Consider the following 17,570-nt stretch of genomic DNA (forward strand, 5'->3'; position numbering starts at 1 on the left):
CTACGCGGGAATAACATCGAGTCTTATGACACCCATGTGTATTCGTAGGAATGACATACTTTTTTAACTCCACAAAAATATTGTTTGTTTCTTTTTTTATCTTTATTATTATTTGCATAGAAAATCCCTATAACTTAACTCTATGCCAAATATAGATCTCCTTATTTTTACTAGCTTTTTAGCGATTAATTTGCTAGTTGGACTTCTAAATATCAAAAATATTTGCGAATATGCGATAGAAACAAGGAATTTTTCTACAGGTACAATAGTCGCAACTCTTATTGCTACTTGGATCGGTACTAGTACTTTTTTAATCGATAATTCAAGAATATATACGGACGGATTATTGTACTTATTACCTAGTATATTCGGTAGCGTTGTTAGTTGGTTATTAATTAGTGACTTTATAGCTCCTCGTTTTGAGAATTTTTTGGGTAGCTTATCGGCAGCGGAAATAATAGGGGAGGCGTACGGTAACAAAGTTCGTATTCTTACGTCGATAGTTAGTATATTAATGTCTATAGGTATGATTGCCATGCAATTCCACGTAGCAAGTTTAATATTACAGCTATTCTTTAACATTTCAAATTTTTACATAGATTTATGTATTGCCACTGTAAAATAATAAGCTCTTCTGCTTTTGGCGGTGTAAAATCGGTTACTTTTACCGAAGCCGTACAGTTTTTTACTTATAGTACAATTATTCCGGTAATAGGAATTGTCGTATGGAATGTTTTTAGTGATCCGCATATAGTTATAGACTCAAATGTACACACTCGTCTTACTGATTTACAAGGATTGTTTCACTATACTAGTCCTAAATTTTGGATTTCTTTAAATATTTTTATATATTTTGTGATTCCGTCATTTGGTCCTTCAATTTTTCAAAGAATATTGATGGCAAAAGACACAAGTCAAATATCACGAACATTTTTTATTTCGGCAGTTATTTGTCTTTTTTTATCCGTTTTATTCATTTGGATTGCAATATTATTATTGTCTCAAGATCCGGTAGTTAACACCAATGAATTGTTTTTACGGATCATTAAAAGTTATATAGGATTTAAGGGGTTAATAGTCGGCGTTATTATGGCAATGATAATCGCAAATACGAACTCTTATATTAACGTTGCAGTGGTAACTTTTACTAATGACATCATTAAAAAAGCTTCATTAAATTATAATTATATAACCGCAATTACTATAGGATTAATAGGTTTTATTATATCGCTCTACACTAAAGATTTAATAAATCTATTTTTATTATTGACTAGCATCTATTTACCGCTAAGCACTTTGCCGTTAATTTTGTTAATATACGGTTTTAAATCAAGTGCCAAAAGTTTTTTTATCGGTATGATTACTGCAATATTAACTATTATATTGTGGCAAATATTTTCTTTAAGAGCAGTTCTAGGTATTTATCCGATACTACCCGCAACTATTGTAAATTTACTCTTTTTCCTTGAAAGCCATGATATTTTAAAGCAACCCGTAGGGTTTAGTTCTTTAAAAGAGCCGCTAGCCGTTAAAATAATAAGGCAAGAGAGAGAAAGAAAAGGTTTGACTTTATTTCGTGATCTTAAGAATTTTAACATCTTTAAATATTGGGAAAGTACCCTACCAAATCAAGAAATTACTTATAGTTATGTCGGTATATTTATTTTAATATTGATGTTCTCATCTTTATATACCACATCAGGTAGCAGAATAATGAACCATTTGGAGATATATAATATTATTTCCACACTTATAACTACTGCAATATTAATTACTTATCCTTTATGGTCTTTAAAGTTTCAAAAGAATTATATTATATCTTTATCTTGGTTTGTGGCTACTTTCGTTATATTAATATTTTTTGGTAGTTTACTTGTTATATCAAGTAGTTTTGATCAACTGCAATTAATGTGTTCGATAATTAACTTACTTATAATTGCAACGATATTCAGGTGGCAAGCTACTTTACTTATGACCGTTACAGGCGTGTTTGCTAGTATAGAGTTTTATAAATATTTTATGGATGAGAAGTTATTAATTAGCATAAATAGTTTTCAATTCAAAGTAGTATATTCCTAACCTTATTTAGTAGCCTTTTAATAGTATGCTTAAAACCAAGGCAGGAGCAAGAAAAATTAGTTAACCTAAAAAATACTCCTTTAGGTAATAGAGTTAATTATAGAGAGCAGGAATTAGAGAAGTTACTTGATTTGAAACATTAGTTTTTACGTAATATAAACCATGAAATCAATACGCCGCTAACCGGTATTATTAGCCTTGGTGAAACCTTATGGGCTAATTTATGATACATTTAATGAAGATCAGCGTCGCAATGCAGTAGAGATTATAGCTAAAAGCTCTATTAAATTAAATAGCTTGATAAATAATATTCTAGATTTTTCAAAATTGTCCAGTCTTAATGATGAACTAAATAAAAAAGATATAAACTTAAGCGAATTGCTACATGAAAGGATTAAAATATGTAAGAAATTATATCTAAACGGCAAAATCTTAAATTTTGTATCTGATATTGAAAAGAATATAATTATATTCTTTTCAATTTTAACTGTGATCCTCATTATATTAAACACACATTCGATAATCTAATAATAAATGCTATCAGCTGTTGTAGTGAGGGAATAATAAAAATTGATCTACACATGCAAGAAAATAATATCTTGTTTTAGTATAAAAGACGATGGAATAGGAGTACTGAAAGAGGAATTGCAGAGTATATTCGGTGTATTTGTCGTAAGCTCTAAAACACGTACGGCAGGAGGTAGTATGTAAGAAAGTAATAGAACTGCACGCCGGAAAAATTTGGGCAGAAAACGATAAACAGGGAAAGACTACTTTTATTTTTACGATGCCTTTGTAATTGAAAATGTCATTCCGTTGATCACAGGAATCCAGTACTGTTTGCTGTCATACCGTGGCAGGGCCACGGTATGACATTATTATGAAAAAAATTATTTTTAATAAACAACGAGATTTTATATCAATTATAGCACCGGCGTCAAGCTGTCCAGATGCACAAGATAAATTAAAGGAAGCTATTAAAATACTAGCGTTGCATGATTTTAAAACTTTAGTAGATGATAAGATTTTTTCAGGTGATGAATTGCCTTTTTTCGCTGCTTCTAAAGAGGAAAGGTTGAGAATGTTTAAAGAAGCTATGGAAAATGAACAGGTTAAAATAATTTGGGCTTTTCGCGGCGGATATGGATGCAGTGAATTTGTAGAAGATTGTTTTAATATAGAACAAAAAGGGGATAAAGTCCTGATAGGCTATAGCGATATTACCGTTTTGCATTTATTACTAAATAACCATTATAATATCCCAACTATTCACGGTTCAGTGTTAACTTCGTTACTACCGCCTACTAATCAGGATATTATGCCTATAATAAATGTTCTTAAAGGAGAAAAGAGTGAAATACAACTTATACCTATAAAGAAAATTAGTGAGGAAAATATAACAGGTACAATAATAGGCGGAAATTTAACGGTTTTAACTAAATTGATTAGTACTGATTTGCAAATTCATTCTCATTCCTATGCTTCTTTATGTCATTCCCGCAGAAGCGGGAATCCAGAAAAAATAATACTGGATCCCCGTTTTCACGGGGATGACAATAAAATTCTATTGCTTGAAGACGTTAATGAAAAAGCCTATGTCGTGCATCGTAATCTAGTTCAATTAAAAAATACCGGTATATTTGAATGCATAAAGGCAATAATCTTTGGTGATTTTACTAAAGGGGATGAGTTTGTAGAACAAGCTATAAAAAGTTTTTGTTTAAATCATATTCAAAATATTGGAACTTATAAAGCAGCAGGAATAGGGCATGGAGAAGTAAATCATCCGGTTATTATGAATCATGAAGTAATTATAAACAGTAATGTTTTAAGTTTTACTAGCCCTTTTGAAATAGCAGAAAACAAATGACAAATTCTATCAGAATAGGTACAAGAAAAAGTCCACTTGCTTTAATACACACTAATTTAGTTATTCAGCAAATCACACAATTTTTTCCTGATATCAATTGTGAAATAGTGCCGATTATTACTAGCGGGGATTTAATCCAAAATAAACCATTATACGATATAGGCGGTAAAGCTTTATTTTTAAAGGAAATAGAGCAAGCCTTGCTTGATAAAAAAATTGACTTAGCTGTTCATTCTTTAAAAGATGTACCGGGTAGAATACCTGCACCGCTAGTAATAGCTGCTGTTTTAGAGCGTGAAGACCCCAGAGATGTTTTTGTTTGTCTAAAATATAAATCTATAGAAGAGCTGCCGCAAAATGCCGTAATAGGTAGCTCGGCAGTACGAAGAAAAGCATTTATCCAAAAAATAAGACCGGATTTAAAGGTAACGGTTTTTAGAGGGAATGTTGATTCAAGAATAAAAAAGCTAATGACCGGCGAAGTTGACGCAACAATTTTAGCATATACAGGTCTTAAAAGGTTAGAGGTGTTTAATCCGGAGTATTGCCATTTGATAGAGTATTCACAGATGTTACCGTGTATAGGGCAGGGAGTCATTGCAGTTGAGATTAGAAAAGACGATAATGCTATGCTTGAGATATGCAACCAAATTAATCATCTTCCCACTTTTGAACTCATAAAACCCGAAAGAGCATTTTTAGAGTATCTAGATGCTAATTGCCGCACCCCGATTGCTGCTTATTCACAATATCTAGATGCAGATCCTAGACATCTTTCCAAACTCGCTTATAGGGAGGCATTTGAAGGAAACACAGAAGCACTTGCCACCGCAGCGTACAAAAGCAATCGCACAGATGCGAGTACCGGATTGACTTACAAATTACCCCTAGAAGTAGAGTTTGGGAAGATGTCTAATATACAAACCAATTTTATGCTCGGTAACCTTGACGGCAGTAAAATAACTTTCCATACCGAAACTACCAATATAAAAACTTCAACAGAAGCAGGCATAAAAGCCGCTAAAATGATGTTGGAAGCTATCTGTAAATAAATTTTAATCGATAATTTAATTCTTTTTTGCTGCAAATTATAAGATTTTTTTGAAATATGAATAACATCCTATCAAAAATCTTATCAATTTTTGCTAAAAAAGCTCTTTACTTGCTAATTACAATTTATTTACAGATAACCTCTTAAATCAACTAGATAAATAGATATTTAGGGAATATACTCCTAAAATATCTAAATTTGCAAGATATTATCATGACAATACAAAGATTTTGAGACTTAGAATTACCAAAAGGACAGTCCTGTTTTTTGTGGGGAGCACATAAAACTGGTAAGTCAACATATCTGAAACAACGTTTTCCGGATATATATATATTACAAGCTGATATCTATAAAGTTTACTTTCAAAATCCTGAACGTTTAAGAGAAGAGCTTAAGTCAAAAGACGGCAATCTCAACTATTATTATTGATGAGGTGCAAAAAATTCCCTTACTGTTAGATGAGGTTCATTATTTAATAGAATCTAATAAATCTTTACAATTTATCCTTTGCGGCTCCAGTGCTAGGTACTTAAAATCAACAGGTAGCAATTTACTTGGCGGAAGAGCTTGGAGATATATGTTTTTGCCGCTCTATGCTATTCTGAGATAAAAAAGAGCTTGATTGGCATAAAATTTTTAATCATGGATATAATACCTGATCATTATATTGCATCAAAAAAGATTCATAAATATCTTGCGTCCTATTTATATGACTATATTTTACCTGAAGTACAGTTTGAAGCAAATTTAAGAAAACGCGAAGCATTTGCAAGGTCTCTAGAGATTATAGGCATTTCAAACGGTAAGATGATAAATTATAGTAATATAGCAAGAGATTGCGGTGTTGATGCAAAAACCGTTAGAACATATCTTGAAATATTAAAAGATATATGTATTTAGGATATCATCTTTATCCGTATAGATCACTTAGTAAAAGGCAAATTATTACGGAAATGCCTAAATTTTACCTTTTCGGATACCGCACTTAGCAATTACCTAAGGAAATATGAATATCAGGAAATGACAGGGTTTGATGCTGGTAAATCTTTTGAGCATTATGTATTCTTAGAATTAATAGCTTATAAATATTTAAACGACAAAAGATATGAATTATTTTATTGGCGTACTAAAAAGGATATGAGGTTGATTTTATATTTTAAAATAATACATTTGAAGTTAAAATTGCTTCTTCTATACAAAAAAATCATTTAGAAGGTCTATTAGAATTTAGTAAAGATAGTGATTTTAAATTACATGTTATATCTTTTGAAAAAACAAAACGTATAATTAATTTAGAAAATAAAAAAATTACCATTTGGCCTATTCAAGAATTTTTAGATACTCTTTGGAATGGCGATAAAATAATTAATAAATTTTTTCTTAAATTTTAATTTAAAACTAAACAGCATGGTTTATTACCCATATAAATATATGGACATTTAGTATAGAGCTAAGTATTATTAAATTAATCGATTAAAGGCTAAAAATGCATTCTTCTTTTGAATGGGATGAAGAAAAAAATAAAATTAATATTGGTAGCATAACGTAAGCTTTTATGAAGCTCAAAAAGCTTTTCTAGATATCAAAAGGATAATCCTTCAAGATGTAGACCATAGTGTTACAGAAAAAAGATATTTTTGTTTAGGTAAAGTTGATGGTAATATTTAACAGTCCGTTTTATGTTCCGAGATAATCATATAAGAATTTTTGGAGCAGGATACTGGCGTAAAGGCAAGAGAATAAAATATACTGATGGGGAAATAGGGGCAGTAAAAATAGTAAAAGATTTCTTAGCACATCCTAGAGAACTTTTATTAAAAGATGATTCCGTAAAAGTAACCATTTCTTTAAATAAAGAGAGCGTAGAATTTTTTAAATTAGAAGCAGCAACTGCACATGTTCCTTATCAAAAAATGATTAGGATTTTACTAGATAAATATACTAAGCACTATAAAGCAAATAAAAGGGTATAATACTATAAACTGAGCTGGCGGATAGGGTGGGATTCGAACCCACGGTACGGTTGCCCGTACGCCAGTTTTCAAGACTAGTGCCTTAAACCACTCGGCCACCTATCCAAGAAGATTCATACCAAATAATCTTATATATTTCAAGGGAAATCTTGCAATATATGAATTTAAATTACAAATCCGAATTGTTCTTTCACTTCATTAACCGTTTCAGAAGCTCTAATTCTTGCTTTTTCTGCTCCTTTGTGAAGTATTTTTAATAAATATTCTTTATCATTCATTAATTCTAAATATTTATCACGTATCGGTTGTAGATTTGTAATAATAATTTCTGCCAAATCTTCTTTAAATTTTGCGAAACCTTGGTTCTGATAATTACCGATTATTTTTTCCAAGCTTTCTTCGGATAAACTGCTATAAATATCTAATAAATTACTAATTTCCGGTCTTGTTTCTTGATCATAGCTAACAAAACTTAAATGATCGGTTTTGGCTTTTTTTATTTTTTGATGAATAAGATCGTTATCGTCTTTTAAATTGATACGGGAAAAATCCGAAATATCAGATTTACTCATTTTCTTTAATCCATCCCGTAAGCTCATGATTCTTGTGCCTGTTTCACTAATTAAAACCTCAGGAACTTTTAGAATTTCTTTGTTAAATTTTCTATTTATTACCCCTGCAATATCTCTTGTTAGCTCTAAATGCTGCTTCTGATCCTCACCTACAGGCACTATATCGGCTTTATATATTAAGATATCCGCTGCCATAAGTACCGGATAGGAAAATAACCCAAGACAAGCCTTTTCTTGATCGCTACCTGCTTTATCTTTAAATTGCGTCATGCGCTTTAACCATCCAAGCGGTGTAACGCAATTTAGTAACCAAGCAAGTTCAGTATGCTCTTTCACCATACTTTGGGCAAAAATCGTTACTTTGTCGGGGTTAAGCCCTGCTGCTAAATAAACAGCAAGCACCTCCATAATTGAATTGTTAAGTTCTGATGGCTTAATATCAACCGTGATAGCATGCAAATCTGCTAAGAAGAAAAAACAATTATATTCTTCCTGCATTTTAACCCAGTTTTTAATTGCACCAAGATAGTTACCGAGATGTAAAGAACCGGTTGCTTGCACACCGGAAAGAACAGTTTTTTTCATTTAACACCTTTTTATTTTACTCATTGTAAAATTATGTTATAAATTTTATGTTATAAATACCATTTTAATTAATATAATTATCTTAATAATTATGCTGTGGCGTTTAAGAATTTTATCATTTTACGGATTATTATCGTTATTTACATTTATTTTTTTTCTTATATGTTACATACCAGTAACATTTTTCAATGTCAACTATCAAATAAGATATAGAATTGCCATTATCTTTTCTTATGCTTTTGTGTGGCTTGCAAAAATTTGTTGCGGTTTAAAATATGAAGTAGAGGGGCTTGAGAAATTACCGAAGACTACTTCAATAGTCGTGTCTAATCACCAATCCTTTTGGGATCAAATGTTTATGCAACTGATTATTCCTAAACATTCTTGGGTATTAAAGCGTGAATTATTTAATATACCTCTGCTTGGTTGGGGACTTCGGATGGTTAAACCTATTGCGGTTGACCGTGGTACTAATAGCTCGGTTGCTCAGATTTTAAGAGAAGGTCAGGAAAAAATAAAAGAAGGATTATGGTTAATAATATTTCCGGAATCAACTAAAGTTCCGCCTGATAGAACGGTAAAATTTAAACCAAGTGCCGTAAAGCTTGCTTCAATTACTAAAGTTCCAATTGTGATGATAGCTCATAATGCCGGTTTATTTTGGCCTAGAGGTTTTTGGTTTAAGCAACCTGGCACTATAAAGATAAAGATTATAGGTGTAATAGAAAAAGAAGAAATAGAGCAAACAGACGTACGTATACTTAATGACAAGGTTGAGCAATTGATTAACAGTGAAAAGCAAAAATTATTAAATTAATATTAGGTTTTAAAAATAATTAGTATTATCATAAAATTACAACTTAGTTCTTATGGAGGTATTTATGGTAAGGACAGCACCGTTAAAATTAATTGCGGTTATCGATAGTAAGCAAATGATGCTTTACGACGCTCAAGGAGTTAAAATTACTACTAATACACCTTTAAAATTATCTTTGGATTTAGAGGAACATCACCACCATAGAGAAAAAAGACAAAACCTTTACCAAAATAAATCTACACCGGCTTCGTTGTTTGAGCCGCATACTTCGCTAAAAGATATAGCACATAAAGAAGCAGCAAGGAGCGTTATTAAACATTTAGAGAAAGTAACTACTGCTGATCAAGCTAAATATAAGGAATTGATTATTGTAGCAGAACCGCAAATGCTTGGATGTGTTAGACAAGAACTTAAAAACGGTCTAAAAAAGATGATTACTAAAGAAATTGCTAAGGATTTAGTGCAACATAGCGTAGATGCAGTGGAACGAGCAGTATTTTCTTAGATAATCTTTATATGTCATTCCCGCGAAAGCGGGAATCCAGTAAAACCTATAAAAAACTTGTTTTTTTAGGTTTATTTTGTCAGTAATCTGTAATTTTTATACTAGTATTAAGGTGATTCTTTCTAGACTCCAACTTTCGCGGGCATGACATAGAAGTCGTACAACAAGGTTTTTAGTTGTTTGCAATGATGATACAAATTAGGTGCCTAACTTGTAGAAGTCAAGATTTGATCTTACAGACACTATAAATTTTGCACCTGATTGTCAGTTAAATTTTGACTGTCAGAGACGTATTCAAGATACAAGATTTCATTATTCTTTTCAACAGCTAATTTTTTACTATCCTTAAAAGTTTGCATAGGAGTTTTTCCATAACAATATTTTCCTGAATGTGGTCGCTCATTATTGAAATGCTCTAACCAAATATCAAAATCTAATTGTAAATCATCAAGATCTGTATAAATCTTTTTCCGCATAGCTGTATCAAAGAATTCTTGTTTCATGGTTTTATTAAAACGCTCACACATACCATTTGTTTGAGGAGAATATGCTTTAGTAGTAGTATGCTCTATACCTTCAATACTTAGAAATAATTCAAAAGCATGATGCTCTATATTTCCCTTATATTCTGCCCCACAATCTGTAAGAATACGAAGTATTGGTATCCCTTGAGTCTCGTACCATGGTAACACGCGGTCATTAAGCATATCAGCAGCAGTTAAAGCTGTTTTATCAGTATATAGTTTAGCATCAGCTACCCTAGTATAGCTATCAATAAATACCTGAGAATAAACCTTACCTATACCTTTGAAATTACCTACATAATACGTATCCTGACATCCTAAATAACCTGGATGCTGCGTCTCAATTTCTCCATGAGCTTCTTTTTCATTACGACGCTTCTCTAGCACTTGTAATTGAGATTCAGTAAGAACAATACCATCCTGAGCCATCTTTGCTTCTAATGCTTTAAGCCTTTTACTGATATTGTTTAAATCATTACGTAACCAAATTGATCTCACTCCTCCAGGCGATACAAGTATACCGCTCTTCTTAAGCTCATTTTATACTCTTAGCTGTCCATATGCTGGATATTCTATTGCCATATCCATTACTGCTTTCTCTATCGCTGGATCAACTCTATTCGCTATTATTGGCTTTCTTCGACTAATTTCATACAATGCCTCTTCGCCACCAGTTTCATACAGTTCTTTAAATCTGTAATAACTATCTCTACTATAGCCCATCGCTCTACACTCATAAAAATCAATATTTGCCAAATACTAAAAATCTTGTTCACGGTTCATTTTTAAGTGGAAAGCCTGCGGAAGCAGCAGGAGTTATAGGTATAAATGATAGGGGAAAAATTGATTACCTTCGTAATAATAGCGGTCATTACCAACCTGAAGCTTTAGATATGTACTGTGCTGTAAAAAAATACAAGAAACTATGCCCGGTGCTTTAGATAAAAATTGTCAAATCGATATTCAAGGGCATCTACGAATACTTGTTACTGATTTTGTAAAAAATATGGAAACCAAAGTAGGTTTCAGAAAAAATGCTAAAACTCATTATGAAAAACTAAGATAGGAAAGAATAGAGAAAATTAAAAATTATCAAACTAATTTAAAAAATATTGCTGCTTCTTCAAAACCTAAAGCTAGAAATAGAACAACAAACAGAGGGCGTGGATAATAAAATAATTAACTATTTATAATTAAATGTCATTCCTGCGCAAGCAGGCATCCAGCTAAATGTCATACTCCGGCATTGTTGCGTGGATTGGTAAAACCCATTATGTCACCTAGTTCGCTTGACCACTGGGACCATAAAAATAATTTAAAGTACTAATATTTAATTGGGTCCCGCTACAAGCTTGCGGGATGATGACAAAGCAATTTTGGATTCCTGCTTCTAGCTAGGAATGATATCGAAGGTGTTTTTTGCACCATGCAACAACGTCCCTAGGTAATGTTGGATTTAATCACTTATTTATAATATTCTCTCCTTCTTTTCTACTTCTACTAGTTTCTACACAATTAAATTTTAGTTTATATTAACAAGCTAATTTTTTATTAAATAATATAATTATATACTTGACTAAATTACTTGGGTATTGTAGATATAAAACAATTTTAAGTTTTAATAGGTTGGTTATATGATGCTGACGACGAAAGGAAGATATGCCGTAATGGCAATACTTGAAATGGCTTCAAAATCAAGTGCCGAACCGGTCACTTTGAATGAAATGTCCGTAAAACAAAATATATCGCTTAACTATTTAGAGCAGATATTTTCTAAACTTAAAAAAGCTGATCTAGTTAAGGCTATTAGAGGATCGAAAGGTGGGTATATTTTAATCGGTAACCTAGAAGAAATAAAAATTTCCGATATTATGGACGCCGTTAACGAAAATTTTATAATGACTACCTGCTATAAGAAGTCAGTTAAAACTTGCGTGCCTGATACAATAAAATGTAATTCGCATAAATTATGGCAAGGTCTTGGTAAGCATATTAGAGATTATTTTGAAAATATCTCAATTAAAGATGCTTTAAACTCAAATTTAAATATATGATATATTTAGACCATAATGCTACTACTTTTATCGACCCTAGAGTTAAGGAATTCATAATAAGTTTAATGGACAAGGAGCTTAACCCTTCATCAGCACATAGCTCAGGTAGATTTGCTAAGAATCTCATAGAAACGGTACGCGCACAAATAGCGATGGCTCTTGGTATAACCTTATCATCTAGAGAATATGATATTACTTTTACTTCATCAGGGACTGAAGGTAATAATTTAATAATGAAAAATTTTTATGACGGCGATATTTTTATTTCAGCTATTGAACATTTATCGATCTATAACCATATAAACTACGCTCCAAATATTAAAGTTATAAGTGTTAATACGCAAGGGCTAGTTGATTTAGAACATTTAGAAGAGTTGTTAGCTCAAAGTAATACTAGTAAAAAACTAGTTTCCATAATAATGGCTAATAATGAAAGCGGAGTTTTACAAGATATAGCTGAGATAGGTAAAATAACTAAAAAATATGAGGCAAAATTTCATAGCGATTTAGTGCAAGGTTTTGGCAGAATACCAATAAATATCAAAGCATTAGGATTAGATTTTGCTACAATTTCAGGGCATAAAATAGGAGGGGGGCAGGGTGGTGCTGCTTTAATTTCTAGCTCTAATTTTCAAGTTACTCCAATGATTATAGGAGGAGGGCAGGAAAAATCAGTACGCTCAGGCACTGAAAATGTTTTAGCAATTGCAGGATTTGGTTTAGCTTCTGCATTGAGGACAGACAATATCTCAGAAAATTATATAAAAATCAAAAAGTTACAAGAAAATTTAGAGAAAAAATTAAAAAAATATCCTAATGTAAATATTGTTAGTAATAACGTAGCTAGGTTGCCTAATACTACCTTAATTACTATACCAAATACGGATGCACAAGTGAAATTAATCGGGTTTGATTTACATAATATTTGCGTAAGTTCCGGTTCTGCTTGTTCATCGGGAAAAATATCTAAATCGCATGTATTAACCAATATGGGTGTAGGGGAAGAAGAAGCAAAATCTTCGATTAGGATATCTTTAAGCCATACTAATACGGTAAGTGATATAGAGGCTTTTATAGAGGCTTTTGAGGAGATTTACGATGTCATTCCTAGCTAAAAGCGACGTTGTTGCACGGCTCCGTTTATGTCATTCCCGCGGAAGCGGGAATCCAGTAAAACTTTTTATATTGAAGTTATTTTTCTGGATTCCCGCTTCCGCGGGAATGACATCGGTGACTGTTTAAACTATACCAAAACATGAATTAATTTAACCATATGAACCAACAATTAAACAATTTAACCTTACCGATATATATGGATTATCAGGCGACGACTCCAATAGATCCAAGAGTAATGGAGGCAATGTTGCCTTATTTTACTACCAAATTCGGCAATCCTCATTCACGCAGCCATTCTTTCGGTTGGGAGGCAGAAAACGCCGTTGAAGAGGCAAGGAGTATGGTAGCAAAGTTAATAGGAGCGGATACTAAAGAAATTATTTTCACTTCCGGTGCAACTGAGTCTAACAATCTTGCAATAAAGGGAATAGCAAAATTTTACAGCAATAAAAAGAATCATATTATTACCGTAGTCAGTGAACATAAATGTGTACTTGATGCTTGCAGGCATTTAGAGCAAGAAGGTATAAAAATCACATACTTACCGATTAAGTCAAATGGAATAATCGATTTAGAAACTCTAAAAAATGCCATTACCGATCAGACTATGTTAGTTTCAGTTATGGTGGTTAATAATGAAATAGGTGTTGTTCAGCCTTTAAAGGAAATCGGGAAAATTTGCCGTGAAAAGGGTGTTTTTTTTCATTCCGATATTGCTCAAGGTTTTGGTAAAATTCCAATTGATGTTAACGCATTTAATATTGATCTTGCCAGTATCTCAGGGCATAAAATTTACGGTCCGAAAGGAATAGGTGCATTATATGTAAGGAAAAAACCTCGTGTGCGTGTTACACCGCTCATAAACGGTGGTGGGCAGGAGAGAGGTATGCGTTCAGGTACGCTACCGACTCCTTTAATCGTAGGGCTTGGCATGGCTGCTAAAATAGCGTATAGTGAGATGGAAAAAGATACTAAGCACGTAAATTACTTATTCGACAGATTTTTAAATAATATACATAAGCGAATTTCAGAAGTTTATTTAAACGGCGATAAAAATCAAAGATATAAAGGTAATTTAAATTTAAGCTTTGCCGGAGTTGAAGGAGAATCAATGATCCTTGCCATTAAAGATTTAGCGGTTTCCTCCGGTTCTGCTTGTACTTCTGCCTCTTTAGAGTCGTCATATGTTTTACGTTCTATGGGCATCGGTGAAGAGCTTGCCCATACTGCAATTAGGTTCGGCATAGGTAGATTTACTACCGAGCAGGAAGTTGACTACGCAGTAAATTTAATATGCTCAAAAATCGATAAACTAAGGGAATTAAGCCCTCTTTGGGAAATGATGCAAGAGGGAATTGATTTGAAAAAGATTAAATGGGCTGTACATTGAGAATATAGTCATTGCGAGCAGCCGTAGGCTGCGTGGCAATCTTGTCAAATATCCTGAGATTGCTTCGTCAAAACTTGCAGTTTGTCCTCGCAATGACGGCTCAGGTATTCACGCAAGTATAACATACAAAACCAAATTTGAGAGAATAACAATGGCTTATAGCAAAAAAGTGATAGATCATTATGCAAATCCTCGTAATGTTGGATCGCTTGATAAAGAAAATAAAAATGTTGGTACAGGACTAGTTGGAGCTCCTGCTTGCGGTGACGTTATGAAGTTACAAATCGCAGTTGATGATGACGGGATTATTACAGATGCTAAATTTAAAACATTCGGCTGCGGTTCAGCTATTGCTTCAAGTTCTTTAGTAACGGAGTGGGTTAAAGGAAGATCGGTAGAAGATGCCGAGACTATTAAAAATACCGAAATAGCAAAAGAATTGTCACTTCCACCGGTAAAATTACATTGCTCACTACTTGCTGAAGATGCAATAAAAGCAGCTATAGCCGATTACAAACAGAAAAAAGAAAGCAAAAAAGACTCTTAAAACATGAAAAATGTTATTTCATTAACCGATTCTGCTGCAAAGCAAGTAAAATTGCTAATAGAAAAACGCGCCAAGCCTACCTTTGGTATTAGGGTAGGGGTTAAGTCAGGCGGTTGTGCCGGTCAGACTTATTACGTGGAATATGCCGATAGTAAAAATCAATTCGATGAAGTAGTTGAAGAAAAGGGCGTACGGATACTAATCGACCCAAAGGCATTAATGTATATTCTAGGTTCTGAAATGGACTATGTAGAGACTAAATTCAAATCCCAATTCACTTTCACCAATCCTAACGAAAAAGCTAATTGCGGCTGTGGCAAATCTTTTAGCGTGTAACACTTTAAAATCAATAAAGGTTTTAAAATATGTTTAACTGGGTTTATAATAAAATATTCTCTTATCCTTCACCTAATATTGAAAGCTTACGAAAAGCACTAGAGGAAAGAATTGATTTCTTTTCTCTGCTAAATACAGAAGAAAAGGAAAGGGCTGAAAATAGAAGATTGCAGTAAATATTTAGATGATGACTTTGAAAATTCTTTTTACTATTCAAGCTAGTAAAGATTTGGAAGAACTCGAAAATAATAAAGGATTAGAAAAACGTTTAAAAGCAGTAAAAAAACACTGGCATATCTACAGGCAAACCCTCGTCATCCTAGTTTAAATACCCATAAATATAAAAATCTGTTAAAGGACATAACGGAGAAGAAATATTTGAAGCTTATGCTGAAAAATAATACTCCTGCTGCTTATAGAATTTTTTGGTATTATGGACCAAACAAAGATAATATCACACTATTCTAGCAATTACAGCACATCCATAAAAAGTCAATTGCAGTTGACTATTACACCAATAGCTTTATTTTAAGAAAAATCATGCAAATCACCGGAAAATAAAATCCCCCAGCCTACTGCGATATGATTAGGATCGCGTATATTATTATATTTAACTAAATCCTGAACAGGAGTATCATAATTTTGTGAAATTTTTGATAAAGCATCTCCTGATTTCACTGTATAAACTTTAGTGGTGCGATTTGGCATATTAGCTCCTAAGATTATTTTTGATAGCTTAAAAAGCTATTAATCTTTTGTTTAGAAATCAAGAGTAAAATAATTATAGTAGTTTTAACTATTGCTAAAAATCATTATTTCAGCTATTTTAAAGCTGTTTCTTTAAATTAGATTAATATGTCACAAAAATTAGGTTTCTGGGCGGTTTTTGCCTTAGTAACCGGCAGTCAAATCGGTACTAGCGTTTTTATATTGCCGTTAAGTTTAGCACCGTTCGGTATATACAGCATTTGGGGCTGGGTACTTTCCTTATTCGGTGCTATGAGTATAGCACTTGTATTTTCTACCCTTTGTGCAAAATTTCCTAAAACAGGAGGTCCGCACGTTTATGTACGGGCAAATTTCGGGGATAAAATAGCTTTTTTCACCGGTTGGACTTACTGGGTTATATCCTTTGTCAGTACAAGTATAGTAGTCATTTCGGCAATAGGTTATCTAACGCCTTTTTTTAAATCACAAGCGATTTTAGACTTAATATTACAAATCATATTATTAGGTGCTATTATGGTTTTAAATTTAAAAGGTCCTGAAGTAGCAGGAAAAGCAGAGTTTTATTTAACTCTCTTAAAATTTGTTCCATTGCTTGTAGTAGGTTTATGTGCTTTATCACATTTTAATATAGATAATATAACTATTGCCGAGGAAGTAGAGAATTTAAGCATTCCGAGCATTATGGGAAGAGTTGCACTTCTTACTTTTTGGGGATTTATCGGCATAGAATGTGCAACTACCACGGCAGGTGCGGTAAAAGATCCGGCAAAAACCATTCCACGAGCCATAATAGTTGGAACTTTTTGCGTAGCAGTGTTATATATTATTAATAGCATAGGTATAATGGGATTAATCCCTGCTTCTGAACTTATTAGTGCTAAAGCTCCTTATGCCGATGCCGCTTCATTATTATTCGGAGGTAAATGGTCAAGCGTAATTACGGTTATAGCCTCGATTATATGTATAGGTACGCTCAATGCTTGGGTGCTAACTAGCGGACAGATAGCTCTTGGGCTTGCAGAAGACGGTTTATTACCGAAATTTTTTGCTAAGAAAAATAGCAATAACGCTCCAACTCACGGAATTATTGTAAGCTGCCTTGGCATTGTGCCGTTATTAGTCTTTACGGCAAATGATAATTTTGCCAAACAGATTACACAAATAATAGATTTCTCGGCAATCACATTCTTATTCGTCTATTTAATTTGTAGTTTAGCTTTTTTAAAGGTGATTTTTAGCTCAAAAGAAAATTTTTCTTATTATTATTTACTTATAGCTATAATATCGATTATCTTTTGTGCATGGGTTATCTATGAAACACCTGTTAAAACTCTGATTATAGCTAGTTCTTTTACTATCTTTGGTATTCCTTTGTATTATGGATGGTATAAATGTCATTCCCGTCTATGAGCGTTGCCTAGC

At 32.7% G+C, this 17,570-nt stretch carries 17 protein-coding genes, 1 tRNA gene and 4 pseudogenes; 18 read left to right on the top strand and 4 right to left on the bottom strand.

All coding sequences use genetic code 11. The features are described 5' to 3' along the window. The first annotated feature begins 142 nt into the window (after positions 1-142). The 6 genes and pseudogenes from C4Q30_RS10400 (at position 143) to C4Q30_RS08720 (ending at position 6,973) form a co-directional block, all read left to right on the top strand. A pseudogene (locus C4Q30_RS10400) lies at positions 143-2,878 on the top strand (ATP-binding protein). An 81-nt stretch (positions 2,879-2,959) separates the two neighbouring features. Beyond that, complete coding sequence (locus tag C4Q30_RS01575) at positions 2,960-3,949, top strand: LD-carboxypeptidase (RefSeq protein ID WP_103897010.1); 990 nt, start codon at positions 2,960-2,962, stop codon at positions 3,947-3,949. Further along, a complete protein-coding gene (gene hemC / locus C4Q30_RS01580; RefSeq protein WP_103897011.1) occupies positions 3,946-5,001 on the top strand; it encodes a hydroxymethylbilane synthase in 1,056 nt (351 codons plus the stop codon). Before C4Q30_RS01575 ends, hemC begins: the two co-directional genes overlap by 4 nt. Before the next feature lie 432 nt (positions 5,002-5,433). Next, complete coding sequence (locus C4Q30_RS08480; protein ID WP_245207408.1) at positions 5,434-5,610, top strand: AAA family ATPase; 177 nt, start codon at positions 5,434-5,436, stop codon at positions 5,608-5,610. 32 nt (positions 5,611-5,642) lie between these two features. Continuing rightward, positions 5,643-6,212 (top strand): annotated as a pseudogene (locus tag C4Q30_RS10645) (DUF4143 domain-containing protein). Between the two features lie 467 nt (positions 6,213-6,679). Beyond that, positions 6,680-6,973: a hypothetical protein gene (locus C4Q30_RS08720; protein WP_103897138.1), complete on the top strand. Its 294-nt coding sequence runs from the start codon at positions 6,680-6,682 to the stop codon at positions 6,971-6,973. Between the two features lie 15 nt (positions 6,974-6,988). On the opposite strand, the gene C4Q30_RS01595 is transcribed toward C4Q30_RS08720, so the two are convergent. Next, positions 6,989-7,078: transfer RNA gene (locus C4Q30_RS01595), tRNA-Ser, on the bottom strand. Positions 7,079-7,137: 59 nt separating this feature from the next. Further along, the gene (gene trpS / locus C4Q30_RS01600) at positions 7,138-8,130 is read right to left on the bottom strand and encodes a tryptophan--tRNA ligase (RefSeq protein ID WP_014120857.1); all 993 of its coding nucleotides are present in this window, start codon (positions 8,128-8,130) and stop codon (positions 7,138-7,140) included. Between the two features lie 91 nt (positions 8,131-8,221). Here trpS and C4Q30_RS01605 point away from each other — a divergent pair, with 91 nt between their 5' ends. Continuing rightward, positions 8,222-8,947, top strand: a complete 726-nt coding sequence (locus tag C4Q30_RS01605; protein WP_103897012.1) for a lysophospholipid acyltransferase family protein — start codon at positions 8,222-8,224, stop codon at positions 8,945-8,947. A gap of 64 nt (positions 8,948-9,011) precedes the next feature. Then, the gene (locus C4Q30_RS01610) at positions 9,012-9,452 is read left to right on the top strand and encodes a host attachment protein (RefSeq protein WP_198913019.1); all 441 of its coding nucleotides are present in this window, start codon (positions 9,012-9,014) and stop codon (positions 9,450-9,452) included. A 242-nt stretch (positions 9,453-9,694) separates the two neighbouring features. Here the strand turns inward: C4Q30_RS01610 and C4Q30_RS01615 are convergent. Continuing rightward, positions 9,695-10,708: pseudogene (locus tag C4Q30_RS01615) on the bottom strand (IS481 family transposase); the annotation flags it as partial. A 17-nt stretch (positions 10,709-10,725) separates the two neighbouring features. Between C4Q30_RS01615 and C4Q30_RS01620 the strand changes: the two are divergent. The 9 genes and pseudogenes from C4Q30_RS01620 to C4Q30_RS10160 all read left to right on the top strand — a co-directional run bounded on the left by C4Q30_RS01620 (position 10,726) and on the right by C4Q30_RS10160 (position 15,747). Further along, positions 10,726-10,917: a hypothetical protein gene (locus C4Q30_RS01620; protein ID WP_245207409.1), complete on the top strand. Its 192-nt coding sequence runs from the start codon at positions 10,726-10,728 to the stop codon at positions 10,915-10,917. Beyond that, positions 10,902-11,147, top strand: a pseudogene (locus tag C4Q30_RS10410) (hypothetical protein). Before C4Q30_RS01620 ends, C4Q30_RS10410 begins: the two are co-directional and overlap by 16 nt. Before the next feature lie 463 nt (positions 11,148-11,610). Then, positions 11,611-12,030 carry a Fe-S cluster assembly transcription factor gene (locus tag C4Q30_RS01630; protein WP_012150915.1) on the top strand — a complete coding sequence of 140 codons (420 nt, stop codon included), beginning with the start codon at positions 11,611-11,613 and terminating at the stop codon, positions 12,028-12,030. Continuing rightward, positions 12,027-13,145, top strand: a complete 1,119-nt coding sequence (locus C4Q30_RS01635) for a cysteine desulfurase family protein (RefSeq protein WP_103897015.1) — start codon at positions 12,027-12,029, stop codon at positions 13,143-13,145. Before C4Q30_RS01630 ends, C4Q30_RS01635 begins: the two co-directional genes overlap by 4 nt. Before the next feature lie 158 nt (positions 13,146-13,303). Further along, the gene (locus C4Q30_RS01640) at positions 13,304-14,536 is read left to right on the top strand and encodes an IscS subfamily cysteine desulfurase (protein ID WP_103897016.1); all 1,233 of its coding nucleotides are present in this window, start codon (positions 13,304-13,306) and stop codon (positions 14,534-14,536) included. Between the two features lie 151 nt (positions 14,537-14,687). Then, positions 14,688-15,083 (top strand): Fe-S cluster assembly scaffold IscU, encoded by a 396-nt coding sequence (gene iscU, locus C4Q30_RS01650; protein ID WP_014014436.1) that lies wholly within the window; start codon positions 14,688-14,690, stop codon positions 15,081-15,083. A 3-nt stretch (positions 15,084-15,086) separates the two neighbouring features. Then, positions 15,087-15,419: an iron-sulfur cluster assembly accessory protein gene (locus tag C4Q30_RS01655; RefSeq protein ID WP_004998325.1), complete on the top strand. Its 333-nt coding sequence runs from the start codon at positions 15,087-15,089 to the stop codon at positions 15,417-15,419. 29 nt (positions 15,420-15,448) lie between these two features. Next, positions 15,449-15,595 (top strand): hypothetical protein, encoded by a 147-nt coding sequence (locus C4Q30_RS08725; protein ID WP_198913020.1) that lies wholly within the window; start codon positions 15,449-15,451, stop codon positions 15,593-15,595. A gap of 17 nt (positions 15,596-15,612) precedes the next feature. Then, a complete protein-coding gene (locus C4Q30_RS10160) occupies positions 15,613-15,747 on the top strand; it encodes a hypothetical protein (RefSeq protein WP_280641664.1) in 135 nt (44 codons plus the stop codon). Between the two features lie 200 nt (positions 15,748-15,947). Here C4Q30_RS10160 and C4Q30_RS01665 read toward each other — a convergent pair whose 3' ends face one another. After that, complete coding sequence (locus tag C4Q30_RS01665) at positions 15,948-16,127, bottom strand: LysM peptidoglycan-binding domain-containing protein (RefSeq protein ID WP_014120870.1); 180 nt, start codon at positions 16,125-16,127, stop codon at positions 15,948-15,950. Positions 16,128-16,274: 147 nt separating this feature from the next. Here C4Q30_RS01665 and C4Q30_RS01670 point away from each other — a divergent pair, with 147 nt between their 5' ends. Next, the gene (locus tag C4Q30_RS01670; protein ID WP_103897017.1) at positions 16,275-17,558 is read left to right on the top strand and encodes an APC family permease; all 1,284 of its coding nucleotides are present in this window, start codon (positions 16,275-16,277) and stop codon (positions 17,556-17,558) included. Positions 17,559-17,570: the final 12 nt, after the last annotated feature.

The sequence above is a fragment of the Rickettsia fournieri genome, assembly GCF_900243065.1.
GTDB lineage: Bacteria > Pseudomonadota > Alphaproteobacteria > Rickettsiales > Rickettsiaceae > Rickettsia > Rickettsia rickettsii.